The sequence below is a fragment of the Streptomyces sclerotialus genome, from assembly GCF_040907265.1.
Classification (GTDB): domain Bacteria; phylum Actinomycetota; class Actinomycetes; order Streptomycetales; family Streptomycetaceae; genus Streptomyces; species Streptomyces sclerotialus.
Genome location: NZ_JBFOHP010000002.1, coordinates 3,213,351 through 3,233,665, shown reverse-complemented (window position 1 = coordinate 3,233,665; position 20,315 = coordinate 3,213,351). Strand labels below are relative to the sequence as shown.

The window sequence follows — 20,315 nt, the reverse complement described above, 5'->3', positions numbered from 1 at the left end:
CGGCAGTCAGGCAGCAGTTCCCCGTACGGCAGGAGTCCGGCAGTGGCAGAGCGCAAGCCGATCGAGTCATGGCTCACCGACATGGACGGTGTGCTGATGCACGAAGGTGTGCCGGTCCCCGGCGCCGACGCCTTCATCAAACGGCTGCGGGAGTCGGGCAAACCCTTCCTCGTGCTCACCAACAACTCCATCTACACCCCCCGCGACCTGCAGGCCCGGCTCTCCCGCATCGGCCTCGAAGTGCCGTACGAGTCGATCTGGACCTCGGCGCTGGCCACCGCGAAGTTCATGGACAGCCAGCGGCCGAACGGCACCGCGTACGTGATCGGCGAGGCCGGGCTCACCACAGCCCTGCACGACATCGGCTACATCCTCACCGACCACTCGCCGGACTACGTCGTCCTCGGCGAGACCCGCACCTACAGCTTCGAGGCGATCACCAAGGCCATCCGGCTCATCAACAACGGCGCCGCCTTCATCGCCACCAACCCCGACGAGACCGGCCCCTCCAACGAGGGCCCGCTGCCCGCGACCGGCTCGGTGGCCGCGCTCATCACGAAGGCCACCGGCCGGGCGCCGTACTTCGTCGGCAAGCCCAACCCGCTGATGATGCGGCACGGCCTGAACGCCATCGGCGCGCACTCCGAGACCTCCGCCATGATCGGCGACCGGATGGACACCGACGTGCTGGCCGGCCTGGAGGCCGGGATGGAGACCTTCCTCGTGCTCACCGGCCTGACCGGGCCCGGCGACATCGACAAGCACCCCTTCAAGCCGTCGCACGTCGTGGACTCCATCGCCGACCTCGTCCAGCTCGTGTAGCCGCCGGCCCCGGCCACCCGTACGGAAGACCGGGCTCACCCCGACGGCGCAGGACCCGGGCCGCTCCGGATGCGGGCCGGGCCCGCCGGGCGGACCTTCGGAGATATCCGGAGGAGGTGCACATGAGTCCACCACGGTTCACCGTCTGTACGTGCACGGCCTTCACCGCCTGCGTGGTCCTCGCCGGCACCGCGCAACCGGCGGGCCGCCCGGACGGCGCGCCCGGCCCGGCCGCCGCCACCGCGGAGGTGGCGGCACGCGCCGCGGCGCCCACGGCGCCGGTGACCGCCGTGCACGCTCAGCCGACGGCCGGCCGGAAGTCCGAGGGCGGAATGAACTCGGGCCGCTCGGCCGGGCTCGTCGTGGCCGGCGGCGTGGCCCTCGTCGTGATCGGCCGCGTCGTGCACGTGCTGCGGAAGCGGGGTGGCGGTGATGCCGAATGAGCACCTCGCCGCCGCCGGCGGATACAGCCGGCTGCTGACCGGCGTGATCTGGGCGGTGCTGCTGCTCGGGCTGTGGGTCTGGGGACGCGGCCCGGCCGACGGACAGCTGCCGTCCGCCACCACCGGCGACGTCGCCGCGGTGGGCCGCCCGCTGCTCCAGGAACTTCCCCGCGCGCTCGCCCCGCTGCCCGCCGCCCGGCCCACCGCCGTCGGCATCGGCGCGCTGGGCATGGCACACGCGGACGTGGTCCCGAGCGGCCCGGGCACCCGGCGCGTGGTGCCGCCGGACCGTGAGCAGGGCGACGTGGTCTGGGACGCGTCGGGACCGCAGCCGGGACGGCCGGGCGTGGCGGTGCTGACCGGGCGCGGCGGCACCGGGCCCGCGCGTGGCGCCTTCGCCGGGCTGGCCGAGGTCCATGCGGGAGAGACCGTACGGGTCGCCCGGTCGGACGGCAGCATCGCGGAGTTCACCGTCGAGGACGTGACGGTTCACCCGGCCGGCCCCTCCGGAGCGCGGCGGATCGAGGCCCCGCACGAACGCGGCCGCGCCGAACTCCGGCTCGTCACCGACGACCGGCCGCGCACCGTGGTCGCCGCCTACCTGACCGCCGTCAGCGGTCCCTGAGGAGATGTCCCTGAGGAGATGTGGACGTTGCGCGAGAAGGAGAGCGGAAGCGGATCGCCCGGCCCGGCCGGCGGTTCGCTCCCCCTGAACCACCGGCCGACCGGTCCTCGACCGTCGCGATTCAGGACTGCGGGAGTTGCCCTGCCGCCGACGGGAGGCGCCATCAAGCGCGCGTTCCAGGCCGGGGGCCGGGGCCAGAACCACACTCTAGAACTCCCGCACGGCCCCCGTACAGGGGGCGTAGGAAGCGGACCGTAACAGGTTGCCCACTCGCCGTCGCCGGTGCACACAGGTGTGCCAGGATTGCTGCGACCGGCCAAGTTCCGTGCTCCGAGGGGGGAGTGGATGTACGGCGTTGTACCCGGGTCCGGGGGAACTTCGAGCGGACGCCGCGGTGACCACCGCGGGCCAGGCGTTTCGGTACCGGCGCTGGCAGCACTGCTGCTGACGGCCGGGGCCCTGGCCGGATGTTCCTCGTCCGACGGGCCCGACGAAGGTGCGGGACCGCCGGGCCAGCGGCCCAAGGCCACGGTGCCGTACTGGGTCAACCCGGACGGCAAGGCCGCCCGGCAGGCCGCCGCGTACCGCAAGGACGGCAAGCAGGACGACGCCGAGCTGATCAGCCGCATCGCGGCGCAGCCCGTCGCCGAGTGGATCGGCGTCGACGACCCGCAGGGCGAGGCCCGCGGCTTCACCGAGGCGGCCGCCAAGGCGGACCGCGACGCGCTGCTGGTGCTCTACAACATCCCGCACCGCGACTGCGGCAGCTACTCCAAGGGCGGTGCCGCCGACGGCAACGCCTACCGTGCCTGGCTGGACGGGGTGGTCAAGGGCATCGGTGACCGTGCGACGACGGTGATCCTGGAGCCGGACGCGCTGCCGCACATCGAGGACAAGTGCACGCCGGAGGAGTTCCACGAGGAGCGGTACGCGCTGCTGACCGAGGCCGTCGGCAAGCTCAAGGCGCTGCCGCGCACCAAGGTCTACCTCGACGCGGGCAACCCGCACTGGATCAAGGACCCGGGGCGGATGGTGGAGCCCCTGAAGCGGGCCGGCATCGAGCGGGCCGACGGCTTCGCGCTGAACATCTCCAACTACCAGACCACGGCGGAGAACGAGAAGTACGGCCGGCAGCTCTCCGCGATGGTGGGCGGCAAGCACTTCGTCATCGACACCAGCCGGAACGGCAACGGCCCGGCACCGGGCGGCGACGACCCGGAGAACTGGTGCAACCCGCAGGGCCGGGCGCTGGGCGAGCCGCCGACCACGAAGACCGGTGACGGGCTGGTGGACGCCTACCTCTGGATCAAGCGTCCCGGGGAGTCGGACGGTACGTGCAAGGGCGGTCCGCAGGCGGGCAAGTGGTGGACCACCTACGCACTGGAGCTGGCCCGCAACAGCAAGCAGTGACCGGCGGGCAGTGACGCGAGGAGGGGGCGCCCCAGGCGGGGCGCCCCCTCCTCGCGTACGCGTCGGTCAGCCGCGCTCCTCGGCGGCGGGCACCTTCAGCCACACCGCCTTCGAGGGCGTGCCCTCGTCGTCGACGGCCATGACCATGTACCAGCCGGGCGGGACCAGCGACGGGTCCTTGGGCAGGGTCGCGGTCACCGTGTCGCCCTTCGTGGTGAAGTCCAGCGCGATGGAGCGCTGTTCGACGTTGGTGACGTGGGTGAACGAACCGGGCCTGATCAGCCGCAGCTTCTTCACGGACCCGCTGTGCGCCGACGTGAACGTCGCCTTGCCGCCCAGCCGCACGGTCGTGGCGCCCGCGGCCTTCAGGCCGGGGCGGGAGCCGCGGAAGAGATACGGCGGGGTGTAGAGGTCGATCTGCTGCTGGAAGACGCCCGGCCTGGTGTTGTCCTTGTCGGCGAAGAGCGAGTCGGAGCCGAAGGTCATCACCCGGCCGTCGGGGAGCAGCAGCGCGCCGGAGTGGTAGTTCCGGCCGACCAGGGGGTCGGCGACGCGGCGAGAGGTGTTCTTCGCCGGGTCGTACAGCTCGGCCTTGAGGATGTTGGAGTCGCTGCGGCCGCGGTAGTCGCCGGAGCCGTTGGTGGTCAGCACGGTGTCGTCCGGCATGATCACGCTGCTCGGATAGCGGGCCTTCGCGTACAGGTCGGGACCGTCACGGAAGCGGGGCTTCGGGTCGGTGAGGTCCACGATCCGGGTCCTGTCCGTGGCGCGCGGGTCCTCGCCGACCCCGCCGCCGCCCAGGACCATGTACCGCTGGTCCTGCGCCGGCGGCAGCAGCACGGACATCGACGTCTCCAGGATGTCCGGATCACTCATCCCGGGGACCTTCCGGAACGTGTTGCTCCTGAGGTCCCAGATCCCGGGCGTGCGGCCCTTGTTGTCCGGGCCGTACCCGGCGTTCGAGCCGGTGTAGAAGACCTGGCCCTTGCCGGAGAGGAAGAGCGCCGGGTAGGTGGGGAAGAAGCGTTGCTTCGGCAGGTACGTCCACTTCTTGGTCTTCGGGTCGTACAGCTCGTTCTTGCCCGGGACGACCTGGCCGATCTCGTCCAGCCCGGAGACCGAGAGGACCTTGCCGTCCTCCATGGAGGTCAGCGTCGGATACCAGCGGGCCTCGTTCATCGGGTCGACGCGGAGGTAGCGCTCGGCGACCGGGTCGAACTCGAAGGTGTCCTTGATCCCCTGGAAGTCCTTCTTGTCGAACGACAGCTTCTGTGCGATGCCGTAGAAGTTCCGGGCGTCCGCGCCGGTCAGGCCGTGGATGCGGTAGTTGTCCTGGGCGCCGGTGGCATGCGCGCGGCCCTCCTCGCGCGCCTCGACGTAGACCCGGCCCTCGCTGTGCTCGACGCGGACCTTCCCGGTGACCTTGTCCTTGATCTTCTTCGCCCGCGGCACCACGACCGGGTCCTTGGAGACGAAGGTCTTGCCGTTCTTCTTGCCGGTGAAGAGCGTGCCGGCGGGGAAGGTCTTCGGGCCGTCCGGGTCCTCGTTGTAGACGATCATCAGGCCGCCGGCCTTCTTCACATCGCCCTTGAGGGTCTCGTAGCGCTGGGTGCCGCCCGCGACCAGCAGCTTGCCGTCCGGGAGCTGGGTGTGGCCGGAGCAGAACAGGTCGGTGGGCGTGTCGATGTTCTTGAAGGTGTTCTTCGCCGGGTCCCACAGGACCGTGCGGAAGGACTTGGCCTTGAAGTTCGCCGCGTTGTTGCCGGAGCCGGCGACCAGCAGGACCTTGCCGGTGTGCAGCAGGGCCGCGTGGATGGTGTTGATCCGGTACCGGTCGGGGACGTCCACCACGTCCCAGTGGCCGTTCTGCTGCTTGTACTCCGGCTGGTTGATCTTGTACGAGTGGTACTGCTCGGAGGCGAAGCCGTACACCGCCGGGCCGTTCATCGCGGCCAGGGCGATCACCACCACCGCACCTATGCCCAATCGGCGGGTGCGGCGGCTCGGTCGGTATCTCATCGGTTGGTTCCCCCCACGGGAATCTGCACGGTCTGCGCGATCTGGTCTTCGGCGGTCCCGGCCTCGGCGGCTCCGGCCTCGGCGGCTCCGGTCCCGGCCGCTTCGGGAGCCCCGGCCGCTTCAGGAGCCTTGGCGTCGTCCCCGGCGGGCCGCGCGTCCCGGCGCATGGTCCAGCGCCAGACGGCGATCGGCGTGCAGCAGACCAGCAGCGCCAGTACGGCCCAGACGATCATCGCCGGATGGGCGTGGCCGAAGAAGAAGGAGGCGATCAGCGAACCGCCGAAGACCAGGAGGAAGAAGAGGTGCACCCGGAAGGTCCCGAAGAGGGTGTCGGGGCTGGAGGAGTCGCCCTTCGGGGTCACCACGAACTTGCTCTTGCGGCGCAGCGCCGCGTCGAAGAGGGAGCGCGCGTAGATCGGCGCGGAGAGCGCGGACATCAGCATGCCGGCCACCCCGCCGGAGCCCTCCGGCTCGTGGGGGGAGACGTTGTGCCGGCGGTTCCACACGTACAGGCCGATCTGGAGCGCCGAGGCGTTGCCGTAGAGCATCATCCACACGGCCGGGTCGATCTGGACGCCGGAGGCGCCGAGCCCGAGGAAGAGCGCGCAGCTGAGGGCGGCGAGGATCCAGTTCAGCGCGGACATCGGGTAGAAGATGACCATCATGGTGTAGTTGAAGAGGCGGCCGGGGGACAGCGTGAACGGCGCCTTCCAGAACTGCTTGAGCAGCGTCTCGTACGTACCGCGCGACCAGCGCAGCTGCTGGGTGAAGAAGTCGGTCCAGGCGGTCGGGCCCTCGCCGACGGCGAGCACGTCGGGGGTGTAGACCGAGCGCCACTTCCTGCCCGTGGCCGGGTTGCGGTGGCGGTGCATCTCGAAGCCGGTGGCCATGTCCTCGGTGATCGAGTCGTACAGCCCGCCGATCTGCTTCAGGGCCTTGATGCGCACGGCGTTGGAGGTGCCGACGAACATGGGGGCGCCGTAGCGGTTGCCGGCCCGCTGGATCAGCGCGTGGAAGAGGAACTGCTGCGACTCGGCGGCCTTGGTGACGAAGGTGTCGTAGTTCCCGTAGACCTGGGGGCCGATGACGAAGCCGACGTCGGGGTCGCGGAAGTAGCCGAGCATCCGCTCCAGGTAGTTCGGCAGGGGCACGTGGTCGGTGTCGACGGAGGCGAAGAAGTCGTAGTCGTCGCCGTGGGCCTGGAGCCAGGCGTTGTAGTTGCCGTGCTTGGTTCTTGCGCGGTGCGGGCCTTTCGCGCGGTTCCACTCCGGTATGCCGTGCCGGGTGAAGTGGTGCACCCCGAGTCTCGCGCAGACCTCTCTGACGGCCGGGTCGTCGCCCTCGTCCAGCAGCCAGACGTGCAGCAGGCCCCGGTGGCGCACGCGGACCGCGGCCTCCAGCGTCTTCGTGACCATCTCCAGCGGTTCCTTGCCGGGCACGAAGGAGGTGAGGAAGGCGACGCGGGTACCGCTCTCGGGTATGACCGGTATCGGATCACGGGCGACGAGCGTGGCGTGGGCGTTGGAGAGGACGTTCATGCAGCGGAAGAACTCGATCAGGCCGATCGAGACGAGCATGACGACGTCGAGGACGGGAAGGAAGGCGAACTGGGGATAGTCCCGCTCGGTCCAGTGGGCGGGCTGTAACAGCCAGGCGAGGAGCCCGAGGGAGACCAGCGGCGCCGCGCCGAGTAAGAGGGCCGCGCGTAAGCGGTGCGGCTCGTCGGCGAGGAGGCTGCGGTACCGGACCTTGTACGGTTTGCCGGGCTCGGGCCTGGTCAGCGGTCCGGCGAGCCGGCTGTAGTGCTCGTAGTCGTAGCGCGGCAGCGGCGCTTCCTGCTGCGGGCGCCTGCGGTACTGGCGCGGCAGGCGTAAGCGCGTCGTCGCGGACGGGTCGTACGGGTGTTCCTGCCGGGCGCCGCTAGGCGTCGACGTCATGACTCCATCCCCCCGCACGCAGAACTCGCTGCGTGTCCGTCTGTTCTCAGCCGGGCCTGCGGTCCCCCTGACCGGCCCGTGCCCTGTGGTCTCGGCCGCCCACGTACTCAGACGTGTGCCGTCCGCCTTCCGGTTGCCCGGTCGTACCCCGTCATGATGGCAGCGCCCGGAGTTCCCCAACCCCTCGTTCGGCGCAGCCGGCGGTCCTTCCCCCACGTGCGCGTCAAGGCCATCTTCGACCCATCCGCCACGTCAGGGTCCCTAACCGGCCTTCATGATCGCAAGGGCGGAATGCGGTGGTTACGGAAGGTGTGGGCGTATGGGTGGACTCGGAGTGGTGTGCGGCGGTCCGTGCGCCCTCCCCGCCGGGCGGGTCTCCCTTCCGCCTGCCGCAGGTGTCACCGCTCGCCCGAACTGCGCAGCCTGTGGCGGATGTTGTCGAAGTGGTGGCGGACGGCCCGCTCGGCGCGCGGTCCGTCGCCCTCCCGCACCGCCGCCACGATCTCCTCGTGCTGGCGCACCGTGGTCTCCGGGTCGGCGTGCGCCGGGACGAGATCCGTACGCACCCGGTGGAAGGCGTCCCAGAACGCTTCCAGCACCTCGCTGAGCAGAAGATTGTCCAGGCCGCGATGGAGAGTGGCGTGGAAAGCGCGGTCGGTCTCCGCCCGTACCCCGCCGGCCGCCGCCTCCGCCCGCATCCGTGCCACGATCGCGTCCAGCTCGGCCAGGTCCCCGTCCGGCACCCGCCCCGCCAGCCGCGCGATCAGTCCGGTCTCCACCGCCTCGCGCAGCTCCAGCAGCTGGAGCAGGCTGTCCTCGCCGCGGTAGTGCCCGGCCACCGTGCGGAAGGTCAGGCCCTCGATCATCGGGGCCATCGACATCGGCCCGACGTAGGTGCCGAAGCCGTGGCGGATCTCCACGATGCCCATCGCCTGGAGTGCCTTCAGTGCCTCGCGCACGGAGTTCCGGCTGACCCCGAGCAGCTCCATCAGCTCCGGCTCGGTCGGCAGGGGCGCGCCGGACGGCAGCCGCTGGTCGATGATCAGCCTCTTGATGCGCTCCTGGATGTCCCTCGCCATCCCGTGACTCTGCACCCCGGCACACCCTTTTGACCAGCGATCCCGCTGAAGGTCACCGTCAAGAAACGACCAAGGCCCCCTCGTCGTGACGAGGGGGCCTTGACCCTACGTGCGCCGCCAGGGACTCGAACCCCGGACCCGCTGATTAAGAGTCAGCTGCTCTAACCAACTGAGCTAGCGGCGCGCGCTGACCTGAAAAACTCTACACGAACTCCAGGGGTGCTCCGGACCACGGAAGGCCGTCCGGCGTCCCGCCGAATGTGTGAGTCGTGACACTCCTGCCGGTATCCGGCCGGAAGGGCTTTTCTTCCGCGTGTCGCCCTCCCCGCGCCGGCGTCCTGACGCAATTCCGCCGGGCGGTTCGCCGGATTTGGGCGAGGGGAGAGTAGTTCCGTATGCAAGGTCATCAGTTGCCCCGTCAGCATGCGGTATGCGCCGGTAGTTGAGAAGCTGTGCCGGTGTGAGGCCTATGAGAAAGAAACGGCCGGAAGGGGAACGGGAATGACGGTGCCGGTGTTCGTCGAATTCGAGCCCGCCGACGACTGCCCCTGCGCGGGCTGCGCCCAGCAGCGGCGCACCCTCGCGCACGCGGCGCGGCGCCGGGACGGCGGCCACCCCGCCGCGCACGGTGCCCGCCGCGCGCTGGTGCTGGCCGCCGCGGCCGGCACGGTCCTCGCCACCCCGGCCGCCGAGGAACTGCCCGCCGCCGGCCCGGTGGGCAGCCCGGCCGCCGACGCCGGGCCGGAGCACGCCCCGCAGGGCCAGGTCAGCGGGTTGTACGGCGGGGCGGGCAACGGGCGGGGCCGGCCCGCCGCCGAGCCGCGCCCCACCACCCGTGCGGAGATCATCGCGCGGGCGAGGAGCTGGATCGCGGCCCGGGTGCCGTACAGCCAGAACGGCTTCTGGTCCGACGGCTACCGCGAGGACTGCTCGGGCTTCGTCTCGATGGCCTGGGGCCTGGGCAGCAACCAGTGGACCGGATCGCTCAGCCGGTACGCGGTACGGATAACGAAGGACGGCCTGCGGCCGGGCGACATCCTGCTGTACCACAACGAGGCGAACCCCTCCGCCGGTTCGCACGTGACCATTTTCGGCGGCTGGGCGGAGGGTTCCCGGACGAAGTACCTCGCGTACGAACTGGCTCCGAAGCACGCCCGCAAACAGGTCACGCCGTACGCCTACTGGAGCAACGCGGGCAAGTACGTGCCCTACCGCTACCGGGGCCTGATCGGCGGCGGCCTCCCTGACACCGGCCTTCCTGACACCGGCCTTCCCGAGACCGGGCTGCCCGAGACCGGGCTCCCGGACGGCTTCCCGCACTCCTTCCCCGGTCTGTCGCACTTCGGCCCGGGGGCCGACAACTCATGGGTGACCCGGCTCGGGAAGCTGCTCGTCGCCCGCGGCGGCGGCGCGTTCTACCGCACGGGGCCCGGCCCGCGCTGGTCCACGGCGGACCGGGACGCCACCCGGGCCTTCCAGCGGGCCCAGGGCTGGCGGGGCGCGGAGGCCGACGGCATTCCCGGCCCCGGCACCTGGGCGTACCTGGTCGGCGGGAAGGGCCGGGACATCGGGGGCCCGGCCGCCACCGACAGGCGGAGCGGCTTCCCCGGCGTCCGGCACTTCCGGCCCGGCGAGTCGAGCGGGCATGTCACCCAGCTCGGCCGGCAGCTCGTGAAGAAGGGCTACGGCAAGTACTACCTCTCGGGCCCCGGACCGCGCTGGACGGAGGCGGACCGGCGGAACGTCGAGACGTTCCAGCGTGCCCAGGGCTGGCGCGGCCGGGAAGCCGACGGCTATCCGGGCCCCGAGACCTGGCGGCGACTCTTCCGATGACGGAGCACTTCATGGCAGGCAGAACGGACAGCGGACAACCGGAGCCGGCGTTCCCGGCGGAGCCGGCGGACGTGGCGGCACGGGGGTTCGGGGCGGCACCGCGGATGATCCCCCTGATGGACCCCGACACGGGGTTGCCCTTCGTGGACGAATTCGGGGACGGGGCGGGCACCGGCCCCGTGGCACCGGAACCGTCCGGTGCGCGGGCGGCGGACGCGGCCGGTGCCGAGGCCCGGCACCCGGCCCCGGAGGACGCCCGGCACCCGGCCCCCGGCTGGGCGGCGAGCGCGGGGGAGCCGATGCCGGACCCGGCGCCCGTCCCGCGGCCCGAGCCCGGGCCCGGTCCGGAACCCGCACCGGACCCGGGCCCCGAGGACCTGCCGCCCACGGCCGGCATCGAGGCGGCGGACGAGCTGCTCGACACCGCCGAGCGTGCGGTCCTCAACGACGCCCTCGGCGTGGTCGACGCGGGCAGCCGGGTGTCCTCGCCGGCCGCTCCGGCCGACACCGGGATCTGGCCCGGCGCGGCGGCCGGTCCCGCAGGGCCGGCGGCCGACCATTCTGGGGCCGACCATTCCGCGGCCGACCACTCCGCGGCCGAAGCGCCCGGCCGCCGCGCCCCCGCCGAGGACCCGCACCTCACCGAGCGGCGCGGCCCCTCGCTCCCCGGCGGGTTCGCCCTGGCGGCCGGGCTGGTCGCCGCCGTCTGCTGCGGGGCGCTGCTGTGGTGGCACGGGATGCTGCCCGAGCAGGCGGGGCGCCTGCTGCGGCTGCCCGTGCGGGACCGTACGCCGCTGCCGCCCCGCGACATGGCGCTGCTCGCGCTGGGCTGCGCCGCCGTGCTGTCCGCCCTCGGCGGGCTGGCCCGCGGCCGGGTCGGCAGCGCCTGGGTGATCAGCCTCTTCGGGCGCTACCGCGGCACCGTCCGGCGGACCGGGCTGGTGTGGATCAGTCCGGTGCTGCGCCGCCGCCGGATCGACGTGCGGCTGCGCCACTGGCGGAGCGAGCCGATGCCCGTGGTGGACGTGACCGGAGTGGGGCTGCGGGCAGTGGTGCTGGTGGTGTGGCGGGTCGTGGACGCCGCTCGGGCCCGGTACGAGGTCGACGACCACGTCACCTACCTGCGGGAACAGGTGGAGGCGGCGACCGCGCGGGTGCTCGGCGGGCTGCCCGCCGACGTGCCGGCCGCCTCGCCGGGCGGGCCCGTGCTCCGCAAGGACGCCACCCCGAGCATCTGGGACGCGGCGGCGGTGGGCGACGCGCTGACCGCGCAGCTGGCGGCGGACTGCCGTCCGGTGGGCATCGAGGTGTTCGCCGCGCAGCCCACCCGCATCGAGTACGCGCCGGAGGTGGCGGCCGCCATGCACCGCCGGCAGGTCGCCGCGCTGGACGCCCGGCACCGCGACGCGGTGCTGACCTCGGTGGTGGACGCGGTGGACGACACCGTACGGCGGCTCACCAGCCGGGGGCTGGTGGAGCTGGACGACTACGAACGCAAGGCCCTGGTCAAGGACCTGACCGTGGCGTTCTGCACCGCCCGCGGCAGCGCGGCGGCGCAGGAGTGAGGCGCCGTGGTGGCCGCCACGACCCGCACCCTCGAACTGCAGCTGCTGCTCGGCCCGGACACCGTCGTCCCGGTGGCGGGCCGGTTCGGCTACCGCAGTGACCGTCCGTACGAGGTCCGGGTCGCCTTCGTCAGCCAGGGCCGTACGGTCACGACCTGGGTGTTCTCCCGGGAGCTGCTGATCGCCGGGCTGCGCGGCCCGGCGGGGGAGGGAGACGTGCGGATGCGGCCCTTCCGGGACTCGGTCGGGCTCCGCCGGGTCCATATCGAGCTGCGGTCCGCCGGGAGCGAGTGCGCGCTGACGGCCGAGGCCACGGACCTGGCGGCGTGGGTGCGGGCGACGTCGGAGGTGGTGCCGCCCGGGCACGAGAGCCGGTACCTGGATCTGGACGCCCACCTGGCGCGACTGTTCGCGGAGCGGAACTGAGGGACTGAGCTCACCGGCGGGAAGTCCGGATGAACGGGGGGCGGAGGGCGGGTGGCGAGGGGTCGGCAATTGGTCTGGACAACTGCAACCCCCGTCATTACTCTGCGACTTGGTCTAGACCGCAGTGCACGGCTCATGGAACCCCCCCCGCCCCACGTTCAGGAGCGAAGCATGCGTAAGAAGATCAGCGTCGCCGTCGTCACCCTCGGCATAGCCGGCGCCTCCCTGCTCGCCACCGGCAGCGCCTCCAGCCACGGGTACGGCACCCAGCCCCCGAGCCGGCAGGCGCTGTGTGCCGCCGGCACCGTCAAGAACTGCGGCGCCATCCAGTGGGAGCCGCAGAGCGTCGAGGGCCCGAAGGGCTTCCCGGCGGCGGGCCCCGCCGACGGCAAGATCTGCGCCGGCGGCAACTCCGGGTTCGCCGCGCTCGACGACCCCCGTGGCGGCCAGTGGCCCGCCACGAACCTCAAGGCGGGGCAGGGCTTCACCTTCACCTGGAAGATGACCGCCCGGCACGCCACGACGGACTTCCGGTACTACATCACCAAGCAGGGCTGGGACCCGAGCAAGCCGCTCACCCGCGCGGCCCTGGAATCCGAGCCCTTCATGACGGTGCCCATGGGCGGCAAGCAGCCGCCGGAGGTCTGGAGCCAGCAGGGCACCGTCCCGACCCAGCACACGGGCCGGCACATGATCCTCGGCGTCTGGAACATCGCCGACACCGGCAACGCCTTCTACTCCTGCGCCGACGTCAACCTGTCGTAGCGTCCGGTCGCACCGGTCATGTAGGCGCACACGGCGAAGGCCCTCACCGGAGTGAGGGCCTTCGCCGTGTCTGTGCGCCGCCAGGGACTCGAACCCCGGACCCGCTGATTAAGAGTCAGCTGCTCTAACCAACTGAGCTAGCGGCGCCTGCTGACGTGGAAAACCTTAGCACCCTGATCGGGGAGGGCAAAAATCGATTCGCCTGCGCTGCCCTCCCCGCTCTCTCAGGTGCGGGCGGGCGCGCCGGCCGGGGCGGGGCGGACGGCGTCCGGGGCCGCCGGGCTCTCCGTGGGCGCCGAGCGGGCCGCCCGTACGCAGGACCACAGCAGCACGTCCGGGCCGGGCAGCCAGGGCCGGCGTACGTCCGGGGCGACCAGCCAGCGGGAGGACGGCGGCGGCGCGTCGGGCACGGCCGTGCGGGGGTGCAGCGGCGGGATGGTCACCGCGTCACCGGCGCCGTGGCACAGCAGCGGCGGCACGGAGCGCGCCCACTCCTCCCAGGCGAGCAGGGCCGGCAGCCGCTGGGCGGTGCCGCGCGCCGCGAACAGCAGCAGCCGGCCGCGGTGCATCGCGACCGGGCCCGAGCCGGGCCCCGCGGCCCATAAGCAGTCGGCCATCCGGCGGCCGAAGAGGGCGGGGGCGTTGATCACGTCGAACACGGTGCCGCAGGGCAGCACGCTCGGCGCCGTGGGGTGGGTGGCCCACAGATGGTGGACCCGGCGCGGGTGCGGACTCGCGGAGGCGAGCCAGTCGGCGCCGGCGAGCGTGACGTACGACGCGAGGTGGCGGTCGGGGGCCGGGGGCTGGGGCCAGTCACTCATGCCGACAGGTTTACCGGCGGAAGGGGTTCCGTTTCTGCGGTTCGGCGGAAATCGGGACACGGGAGAGTGAGCCGGAGTATCTTCCGACTCCGCATATGCCAACGGCTCATGATCAACACGCGAGTGATCATGAGCCGCGGTGCCGTACGAGCCGTGCGGCGGCCTGGCACCGGGGGACTAGGGCGTCTCGTCCGGGCGGGTGCCGCCCTCCCGCATCAGGGACCGGCCGAACTCCACCATCTTGCGGGCGTAGTCCTCGGTCCAGTCGGCCCGCTCGGCGAGCACCGCCAGCGGCAGCCGGTCGAACCGGCGCGGGTCGGCCAGCTGCGCCGCCGCCATCGCCTGGAACTCCGTCGCCCGGTCGGCCGCCGCGCGGAAGGCGAGCGCCAGCTCCGTGGAGCGGGACAGCAGCTCGCGGGGGTCCTCGATCGACTCCAGGTCGAAGAAGTGCTCGGGGTCGGCCGTGGCCTCGGGCGGTTCGAACAGCAGCGGCGCCGGTTTCAGGCGCCGGGGCGCGGAGGCCGCACCGCGCGGGTCGGGAGCCGGCTGCGGCTCGGACATGTACCTACCTCCAGAATCGTGTGCCGCGTCCCATTGTCCCGCGCTCCGCAAGTACGCCCTGGCAGCGGGCGTACGCCCGGGAAGCCCGGGCTACGGCCGCCACGGCACCCGGTGCTCCGCCAGATGGGCCAGCACCGCGTGGTTCGCCTCCCAGCCGTCCGGGAACTTCACCGTGACGCCGAGCTGCACCGGCTCCGTGGACGGATGCTCGTCCAGCAGCTGCGCCACGCCCTCCCGGCAGACCACGATGCACGCGTGGCGGTGCCGCGAGGCCAGTACGCACAGGCGGCCCGTCTCCAGGTGGAAGGCCGTCGCGTCCGGGCGGCCCGACAGCGGGTGCAGCACGACCGTGACGTCGAACTCCCGGCCCTGGAGGCGGTTCGCCGTGTCCACCGCGACGCCCGTGACCCCCAGGCCGGACAGCGCGGCCCGCACCGCCGCCGCCTGGTCCCGGTGGGCCGTGCCGACCGCGATCCGGTCGGCCGTCAGCGGCGCCGGGCCGGGCCCGCGCTCGCTGACCGTCGCGCCGCCGCGGTCCAGCAGCCGCCGCACCACCAGGGCCACCGCCTGCACGGCCTCCGGGTCCGTACGCGGCGTCCGGCGCGCGGGCAGTTCGAGCAGGCCCCAGCCGGTCTCCGCCGCCTCGTCCACCACCCGGTCCACCGCCGAGCCGTCCGACGGTACGCCCAGCGTCAGCCGCCGGTCGCCGTAGTCGGTCCCGCTGCGGAACGGCGTGTACGGGTAGAAGGCGTGCGACACCAGGGGCGCGGCCGAGGCGGGCAGCCGCCAGGACACCGGGAGGCGGTGCTGCGGCAGGTCCGGATTGTGCGCGAGGAGGGTCGAGACCGCGCTCGCCGACGGGTCGTACGACAGACCCGCCCACTGGTCGGCGCCGACCACGCTGAACGGGTCCAGCTGGCCCGGATCGCCGACGAAGAGGGCCCGCTCGAACAGCCCCGCCACGGTCAGCAGCGCGTCGGACCGCATCTGGTACGCCTCGTCCACGATCGCGTGCGGCCAGCCCTCGTCCACCTTGGTGTAGGCCCACTTGGCGGCGGTCGCGACGACGATCGGGAGGCCCTTGAGGTCGGCGACCTTCGCGGCCGTACGGACCGAGGGGACGTCCTCCAGGGCCGGGTCGTACGCGCCCGGCTCGCTGCTGTGCAGCCGGCCGACGGGCAGCTCGGGGTCCTTCTCGGCCAGCCGCAGCACCAGGTCGTCGACCTGCGCGTTGGTCTGCGCGACGATCATCAGCGGGCGGCCCGCGGCGGCCAGCTCGCGGGCCGCGCGCACCACCAGCGTCGACTTGCCTGCGCCCGGCGGCGAGTCGACGACGACGCCGCGCCGGTCGCCGTGCAGCGTGTCGCGGAGGATCGCGTCGGTCGCGGCGGCGGCCGCCGCGCCGGGGTCGAAGTCCGTACGGTCCGGCGCGGGAATTCCGCGGCTCACAGGAAGTCCTCCGCGGTCACGGGGTCGGGGTCGGGAAGCGGTGCGGCGGCGGGAGCGGGCGCGGAGAGCCGGTCGGTGCCGTCGCCGCTGCCGGGCGGCGGCCCGCCGTGCGTCCACGGCGTGTCCTCCGGGTCGGGCAGCTCCGGGCCGCCGCGCGGCGCGTGCTCGAAGAGCGTCCAGCACACCCGGTCGCCCTTCTCCGGCACCGAGCCGGGCTCCGGCGTCCTCCCGCGCCCCATGCCGCCGGTCAGCCGGACCACCAGCGTGCCCGGCTGCTCCGGTACGTACGCCACGAACTCGGCGGTCTGCGTCTTCCCGCCGTCCAGCGGGCGGTACAGCTTCGCCCGCTCCTCCAGCTGTGGCCGGTCGGCCGTGCGCAGCGTGACCAGCGGCCGGGGCATCGGCCGCTTGCCCTCCGACATCGCCATCTCGACCTCGGTGACCTCGCCCTCCAGGGCCTCGCCGGTCAGCCGCCGGCCGGCCATCACCAGCGGGTCGTCCAGCGCCTCCTGCGCGTCGAGCTGGGCCTGCGCGGTCTCCCGCGAGGCGAGCTTCTGCGCGGCCGTGACGGCGTCGTCCAGCCGGGGCTGCGGCGGCTCGCCGGCCCGCACCCGGTCCCGGTGCGCGGTGTAGGACCAGCGGTCCCGCTTCCAGCGGTCGGGCACCCTGGCCCCCTCGGGCAGCGCGCGCAGCAGGTCGACACCGCGCCAGACCGCCTCCCACGTCGGCCGCAGCACGCCCGCCACCAGGGCGTCGAACTCCTCGCGCGCGCCCGGCAGCCCGGCGTCGTACCGCGCGATGGCGGGCGCCAGCAGGCCGTTGTCGAACGCCGGGTCCGTCGCGGGCCCGGCCGGCGGGCACAGCAGCTGCCCGTCCGCGTCCCTGGCCGTCTCGGCGCGGAGCGCGGCGTCCTGCCCCGACTCACCCTCGGGCGGGTCGATCCAGGCGAGCAGCGCGCCCAGATGCTGGTCCTCCGCCAGGCTCTGGCCGGTCGCCCAGTGGCGGGCGAGCAGCCCCGTCATCGGCAGCAGCAGGCTCGACCCGGGCACCCGGGCCCGCTCGCCGAGGTGGGTGAGCCAGCGGCCGAGCAGCGGGATGTGCGGCGGCGCGGGATGCGGGGTGTCCGGGTCCTGCTCGGCGGTCCGACGGAAGCGCATGGAGCGGCCCAGCAGCCGTACGAACTCCACGCCCGCCGCGCTCGGCACGAGCATCTGCGGGGCGTCCGCGCACAGCTCCGTCTCGACCGTGACCCGCTTGCCGGTCTCCGGGTCGGTCTCCTTGCGCTCGGCGGGCTCGACGTCGTCGGCGAAGGAGTCCAGGTACGGCAGGACCGCGTCGGCCAGCTCGGCGAAGAACGCGAATCGCAGGTCGCGGTCGCGCGGCTGCGGCACCGTCAGCAGCAGCGGCCGCTCGCGGTCCGTCCCGACCAGCGCGCCGAGCGGCGCACCGGTCTCACCGGCGGTCGTCAGGGGGACGAACACCAGGGGGCGGGCGGCGAGATGGCGGTGCCGTACGGTCGCCAGCGGCGTGGCGTGTCCGGCCGCCACGGCCTCCATCCTGGCCAGTACGTCGATCAGCGACATCCCGCCTCCTCCTGCCGCGCCGCGGGCCCGCCGTCCGCCCCGTGCCCGGCGCGCTCCGGCAGCGGCGGCGTGGCGGGAGCGGGCACCGAGGGCGCTCGCCGGGCCGCGGCCAGCGCTTCGGAGCGCAGCGCAGCGGCGCGCCGCAGCGACTCGGCGGCGGGGTCCGCCGGACCGGCCGGCTCCGGCCCGTCGTCCGTCGGCTCAGCGGCCGCCGCCAGCACCTCACCGACCGTACGCAGCCCGCCCAGCTCCCCGCGGACGCCGCGGCCCAGCGATTCCACGAGCCCCGCTTCGCGGGCCCGGCCACGGCAGTGGAACGCCAGCTCGCACGCGGCCAGACACTCCGGTGCGTACGCCGCGTCGACCGCCTCCACCGCCTCGGCCAGCTCCTCGGCGGGCCGGGTGGCGGTCTTCCCGTCGTCCGCGAGCCGCAGGTCGAAGGTGGTGCCCTCGGGAAGCGCCGCGGCCAGCTCGTCGACCCGGGTGAGCCGGGCCAGCTGACGGCGGGTCGTGGCCAGCTGCTTGCGGAGGTCGACGGGGGCCGCTGCCGGGAGGTTGGAGAAGTCCTTGGGGCAGACCAGCAGCGCGCGGTCGCCGACCTCGGGCCCGTGCCCCGCGTCCTCGGGGATGTGGCGCGTGACCTGCTCGGCGATCTGCTCCAGGGCGAGCGCGTACACCGCGGACTGGCGGGCGGCCGCGCCCACCTTCGCCGTGTCGGCCGACCCGTCGATCATCGGGAACGACTTGATCTCGACGACGCTCCAGACCCCGTCGGGGCGGACCACCACGGCGTCCGGCTCCAGATACGCGGGCGAACCGGCCACGTCCAGGGCGAGCATCGGGTGGTCCAGAAAGGTCCAGCCGCCGCGCGACGCGGCCTCGCGCAGGGCCAGCGCGGTCCGCGCGGCACGGCCCTGCGGACCGGCCGCCGACAGGTCGGGCGTCGCCACCGCGCCGGGCTCCGGGTCCTCCGTACCGCCGCCGAGCTGCTCCCGGGTCAGCCGGACCAGCTCGGCGCCGCCGTCGGCCTTCACCCGCGCCTCGAAGGAGTGGCCGCGTGCGATCGCGAACCGGGACTGGCCGAAGGGGGCGGGCGAGCCCAGCGCCCGGGCGAGCGCGGCCTTGTCCACACCCGCACCGTCCAGCAGCGCGCGGCGCCGGCAGCCGGGGTTGGCGGCCAGCGCGGCGAGCGCCCTGGCGTCGAGCGGTCGCGGGGTCACGCCGGGGCCGCGCAGCTCAGCCAGGCGTGCGCGCAGCCCCGTCGCCGGCCGCGGCCGCGCTGTGCGTGCCGCTGCCGGCTCGGGCCGACTGTCGCGGAAAACGTTCACCTGCGGAAGTCTCGCATCCACCACCGACATTCGCGGCAGGATCAGCCGCACCACCGCTCGCACAGGCAGTGATCACGCCACGTGCGGCGGCGGCGAGACGGAGCGCCGGACGGGCCAGGAGCAGCCCCGCGACCATGACGGCGCAGCCCGCGACCGTGTCGAGGAAGTAGTGGTTGGCGGTGCCCAGCACCACGACCGTGATGAGCAGCGGGTAGGCCAGGCCCGCCGCCTTGGTGAGCCGCGAGCCGCCGTACAGCCAGAGCGCGACACCGCACCACAGTGCCCAGCCGACGTGCAGGCTGGGCATCGCGGCGTACTGGTTCGTCAGCCCGCCCAGGCCCCGTGGCGCGCTCGCCTCGCCGCCCCACCAGCCGTACGGGGCGTACTCCGCCATCGTGTCGGTGAAGCCGTGCACGGCGGTCAGCAGCCGGGGCGGGCAGGTGGGCAGCAGGGTGAAGCCGACCAGGCCGATCATCGTGGAGAGCAGCAGCCAGGTCCGCATGGTGCGGTACCGGCCGGCGTGCCGGCGCCACAGCCATACGAGGATCGCGGGCGTGACGAGGTAGTGCAGTGAGGCGTACACGAAGGCGGCGGGTATGCCGACCGCGGGCGTGCCCGAGAAGAGGCGGTTCAGCGGGTGCTCGAAGTCGATGTGCAGGAGCTGCTCCGTGTCCAGCAGCCGCACCCCGTGGCCGTCGGCCGCTGACACGTCGCCCCTGGCGAGCAGCCGTCCCGCGGTGTAGGCGGCGTAGACGAGGGCGAGGAGCGGCAGCTCGGCCCACCAGTGCGGCCGGGTGCCGCGCCTCGTGGGGGTGTGCGGTGCGGCGTGCACCCGGAACGTACGCACTGTTTCCAGCCTTTGAGTCAGTCGCTGTCAGCAGCGACCAACCATACGCCGTATGTCCTGTTCGTTCCCTATGGGGGGTGCGTGGTCGTGGGAACGCATGCGCGATGATGGAACGGACGGAACGAGAGGTACCGCCGCCGGCCGTCCGGCGGCCGGACGAGCAAGGCCGGCGGCGAGCGGGCTCGCCCCGGTGAGAGGTAATCCCATGGCACCGCGCATCCTCCTGGCCCGGCACGGGCAGACGGAGTGGTCCCTGTCCGGCAAGCACACCGGCCGTACGGACATCCCGCTCCTCGACGAGGGGCGGCGCGGCGCCAAACTGCTGGGTGAACGGCTGCACCGCGCACCCTGGAACGGGCTCCCGGACGTCGAGGTGCGCACCAGCCCGCTGGTCCGCGCCAAGGAGACCTGCGAGCTGGCCGGCTTCGGAGACCGCGCGACGGACTGGGACGCGCTGATGGAGGTCGACTACGGCGCGTACGAGGGAATGACGCCCGCCGAGATCAAGGCGGACCGGCCCGACTGGCTCATCTGGCGGGACGGCGTGCCCGAGGGCGAGACGCTCACCGAGGTGTCCCGCCGGGTGGACGGCGTCATCGGGTGGGCCCGCTCGGCCGACCGCGACGTGCTGCTCTTCGCGCACGGCCACATCCTGCGGTCGCTCTGCGCCCGCTGGCTCGGCGAGGACATCTCCTTCGCCGCCCGGGTCCGTCTGGAGCCGACCTCCCTGTCGGTGCTCGGCTGGGCGTACGGGGCCCCGGCCATCGAGCGCTGGAACGACACCGGCCACCTGGGCTGAGCG

18 protein-coding genes and 2 tRNA genes are annotated in these 20,315 nt (G+C 73.2%); 9 read left to right on the top strand and 11 right to left on the bottom strand.

Annotation, left to right across the window (positions count from 1 at the left end; all coding sequences use genetic code 11):
- Positions 1 to 42 precede the first annotated feature (42 nt).
- From AAC944_RS14325 to AAC944_RS14310, 4 genes are all read left to right on the top strand, one after another.
- A complete protein-coding gene (locus tag AAC944_RS14325) occupies positions 43 to 822 on the top strand; it encodes an HAD-IIA family hydrolase (protein ID WP_030614215.1) in 780 nt (259 codons plus the stop codon).
- 122 nt (positions 823 to 944) lie between these two features.
- A complete protein-coding gene (locus AAC944_RS14320) occupies positions 945 to 1,265 on the top strand; it encodes a hypothetical protein (protein ID WP_030614213.1) in 321 nt (106 codons plus the stop codon).
- Positions 1,255 to 1,890, top strand: a complete 636-nt coding sequence (locus AAC944_RS14315) for a class F sortase (RefSeq protein WP_030614210.1) — start codon at positions 1,255 to 1,257, stop codon at positions 1,888 to 1,890. Before AAC944_RS14320 ends, AAC944_RS14315 begins: the two co-directional genes overlap by 11 nt.
- 345 nt (positions 1,891 to 2,235) lie before the next feature.
- The gene (locus AAC944_RS14310) at positions 2,236 to 3,300 is read left to right on the top strand and encodes a glycoside hydrolase family 6 protein (RefSeq protein WP_030614207.1); all 1,065 of its coding nucleotides are present in this window, start codon (positions 2,236 to 2,238) and stop codon (positions 3,298 to 3,300) included.
- A 66-nt stretch (positions 3,301 to 3,366) separates the two neighbouring features.
- On the opposite strand, the gene glxA is transcribed toward AAC944_RS14310, so the two are convergent.
- The 4 genes from glxA to AAC944_RS14290 form a co-directional block, all read right to left on the bottom strand.
- Positions 3,367 to 5,319, bottom strand: coding sequence for a radical copper oxidase GlxA (gene glxA, locus AAC944_RS14305; RefSeq protein ID WP_030614204.1), 1,953 nt, complete (start codon positions 5,317 to 5,319; stop codon positions 3,367 to 3,369).
- Entirely contained in the window at positions 5,316 to 7,256 is a 1,941-nt protein-coding gene (locus tag AAC944_RS14300; RefSeq protein WP_030614201.1) for a glycosyltransferase family 2 protein, read from the bottom strand. The genes glxA and AAC944_RS14300 overlap by 4 nt, the downstream gene beginning before the upstream one ends.
- Before the next feature lie 398 nt (positions 7,257 to 7,654).
- Positions 7,655 to 8,335 (bottom strand): FadR/GntR family transcriptional regulator, encoded by a 681-nt coding sequence (locus AAC944_RS14295; protein WP_030614198.1) that lies wholly within the window; start codon positions 8,333 to 8,335, stop codon positions 7,655 to 7,657.
- A gap of 110 nt (positions 8,336 to 8,445) precedes the next feature.
- A tRNA-Lys gene (locus tag AAC944_RS14290) sits at positions 8,446 to 8,519 on the bottom strand.
- 317 nt (positions 8,520 to 8,836) lie between these two features.
- Here AAC944_RS14290 and AAC944_RS14285 point away from each other — a divergent pair.
- The 4 genes from AAC944_RS14285 (at position 8,837) to AAC944_RS14270 (ending at position 12,924) form a co-directional block, all read left to right on the top strand.
- Positions 8,837 to 10,168, top strand: a complete 1,332-nt coding sequence (locus AAC944_RS14285) for a peptidoglycan-binding protein (RefSeq protein ID WP_030614195.1) — start codon at positions 8,837 to 8,839, stop codon at positions 10,166 to 10,168.
- Positions 10,169 to 10,179: 11 nt separating this feature from the next.
- Positions 10,180 to 11,733, top strand: coding sequence for an SPFH domain-containing protein (locus tag AAC944_RS14280; protein WP_063759933.1), 1,554 nt, complete (start codon positions 10,180 to 10,182; stop codon positions 11,731 to 11,733).
- A 9-nt stretch (positions 11,734 to 11,742) separates the two neighbouring features.
- Positions 11,743 to 12,159, top strand: coding sequence for an SsgA family sporulation/cell division regulator (locus AAC944_RS14275; RefSeq protein ID WP_490368265.1), 417 nt, complete (start codon positions 11,743 to 11,745; stop codon positions 12,157 to 12,159).
- 171 nt (positions 12,160 to 12,330) lie between these two features.
- A complete protein-coding gene (locus AAC944_RS14270; RefSeq protein WP_030614186.1) occupies positions 12,331 to 12,924 on the top strand; it encodes a lytic polysaccharide monooxygenase auxiliary activity family 9 protein in 594 nt (197 codons plus the stop codon).
- 73 nt (positions 12,925 to 12,997) lie between these two features.
- Here AAC944_RS14270 and AAC944_RS14265 read toward each other — a convergent pair.
- From AAC944_RS14265 to AAC944_RS14235, 7 genes are all read right to left on the bottom strand, one after another.
- Positions 12,998 to 13,071, bottom strand: a tRNA-Lys gene (locus tag AAC944_RS14265).
- A 77-nt stretch (positions 13,072 to 13,148) separates the two neighbouring features.
- Complete coding sequence (locus AAC944_RS14260; RefSeq protein WP_030614150.1) at positions 13,149 to 13,745, bottom strand: bifunctional DNA primase/polymerase; 597 nt, start codon at positions 13,743 to 13,745, stop codon at positions 13,149 to 13,151.
- Positions 13,746 to 13,922: 177 nt separating this feature from the next.
- On the bottom strand, positions 13,923 to 14,306 hold the full coding sequence (locus AAC944_RS14255; protein ID WP_030614147.1) for a DUF8844 domain-containing protein: 384 nt from the start codon (positions 14,304 to 14,306) through the stop codon (positions 13,923 to 13,925).
- A gap of 90 nt (positions 14,307 to 14,396) precedes the next feature.
- Positions 14,397 to 15,755 carry an AAA domain-containing protein gene (locus AAC944_RS14250; RefSeq protein WP_196942985.1) on the bottom strand — a complete coding sequence of 453 codons (1,359 nt, stop codon included), beginning with the start codon at positions 15,753 to 15,755 and terminating at the stop codon, positions 14,397 to 14,399.
- Positions 15,752 to 17,338, bottom strand: coding sequence for a hypothetical protein (locus AAC944_RS14245; protein WP_030614143.1), 1,587 nt, complete (start codon positions 17,336 to 17,338; stop codon positions 15,752 to 15,754). The genes AAC944_RS14250 and AAC944_RS14245 overlap by 4 nt, the downstream gene beginning before the upstream one ends.
- The gene (locus tag AAC944_RS14240; RefSeq protein WP_078888539.1) at positions 17,329 to 18,666 is read right to left on the bottom strand and encodes a hypothetical protein; all 1,338 of its coding nucleotides are present in this window, start codon (positions 18,664 to 18,666) and stop codon (positions 17,329 to 17,331) included. Before AAC944_RS14240 ends, AAC944_RS14245 begins: the two co-directional genes overlap by 10 nt.
- Positions 18,575 to 19,513 (bottom strand): phosphatase PAP2 family protein, encoded by a 939-nt coding sequence (locus tag AAC944_RS14235; protein WP_037772140.1) that lies wholly within the window; start codon positions 19,511 to 19,513, stop codon positions 18,575 to 18,577. The genes AAC944_RS14240 and AAC944_RS14235 overlap by 92 nt, the downstream gene beginning before the upstream one ends.
- Positions 19,514 to 19,718: 205 nt before the next feature.
- On the opposite strand from AAC944_RS14235, the gene AAC944_RS14230 reads away from it, so the two are divergent.
- The gene (locus AAC944_RS14230) at positions 19,719 to 20,312 is read left to right on the top strand and encodes a histidine phosphatase family protein (RefSeq protein WP_030614136.1); all 594 of its coding nucleotides are present in this window, start codon (positions 19,719 to 19,721) and stop codon (positions 20,310 to 20,312) included.
- Positions 20,313 to 20,315 lie beyond the last annotated feature (3 nt).

Excerpts from the sequence above, each read along its gene's own strand:
- AAC944_RS14320 (WP_030614213.1), top strand. The coding sequence starts at position 945 with ATGAGTCCACCACGGTTCACCGTCTGTACGTGCACGGCCTTCACCGCC.
- AAC944_RS14315 (WP_030614210.1), top strand. The coding sequence starts at position 1,255 with ATGCCGAATGAGCACCTCGCCGCCGCCGGCGGATACAGCCGGCTGCTG.
- AAC944_RS14310 (WP_030614207.1), top strand. The coding sequence starts at position 2,236 with ATGTACGGCGTTGTACCCGGGTCCGGGGGAACTTCGAGCGGACGCCGC.
- glxA (WP_030614204.1), bottom strand. The coding sequence starts at position 5,319 with ATGAGATACCGACCGAGCCGCCGCACCCGCCGATTGGGCATAGGTGCG.
- AAC944_RS14300 (WP_030614201.1), bottom strand. The coding sequence starts at position 7,256 with ATGACGTCGACGCCTAGCGGCGCCCGGCAGGAACACCCGTACGACCCG.
- AAC944_RS14295 (WP_030614198.1), bottom strand. The coding sequence starts at position 8,335 with ATGGCGAGGGACATCCAGGAGCGCATCAAGAGGCTGATCATCGACCAG.
- AAC944_RS14285 (WP_030614195.1), top strand. The coding sequence starts at position 8,837 with ATGACGGTGCCGGTGTTCGTCGAATTCGAGCCCGCCGACGACTGCCCC.
- AAC944_RS14280 (WP_063759933.1), top strand. The coding sequence starts at position 10,180 with ATGGCAGGCAGAACGGACAGCGGACAACCGGAGCCGGCGTTCCCGGCG.
- AAC944_RS14270 (WP_030614186.1), top strand. The coding sequence starts at position 12,331 with ATGCGTAAGAAGATCAGCGTCGCCGTCGTCACCCTCGGCATAGCCGGC.
- AAC944_RS14260 (WP_030614150.1), bottom strand. The coding sequence starts at position 13,745 with ATGAGTGACTGGCCCCAGCCCCCGGCCCCCGACCGCCACCTCGCGTCG.
- AAC944_RS14255 (WP_030614147.1), bottom strand. The coding sequence starts at position 14,306 with ATGTCCGAGCCGCAGCCGGCTCCCGACCCGCGCGGTGCGGCCTCCGCG.
- AAC944_RS14245 (WP_030614143.1), bottom strand. The coding sequence starts at position 17,338 with ATGTCGCTGATCGACGTACTGGCCAGGATGGAGGCCGTGGCGGCCGGA.
- AAC944_RS14230 (WP_030614136.1), top strand. The coding sequence starts at position 19,719 with ATGGCACCGCGCATCCTCCTGGCCCGGCACGGGCAGACGGAGTGGTCC.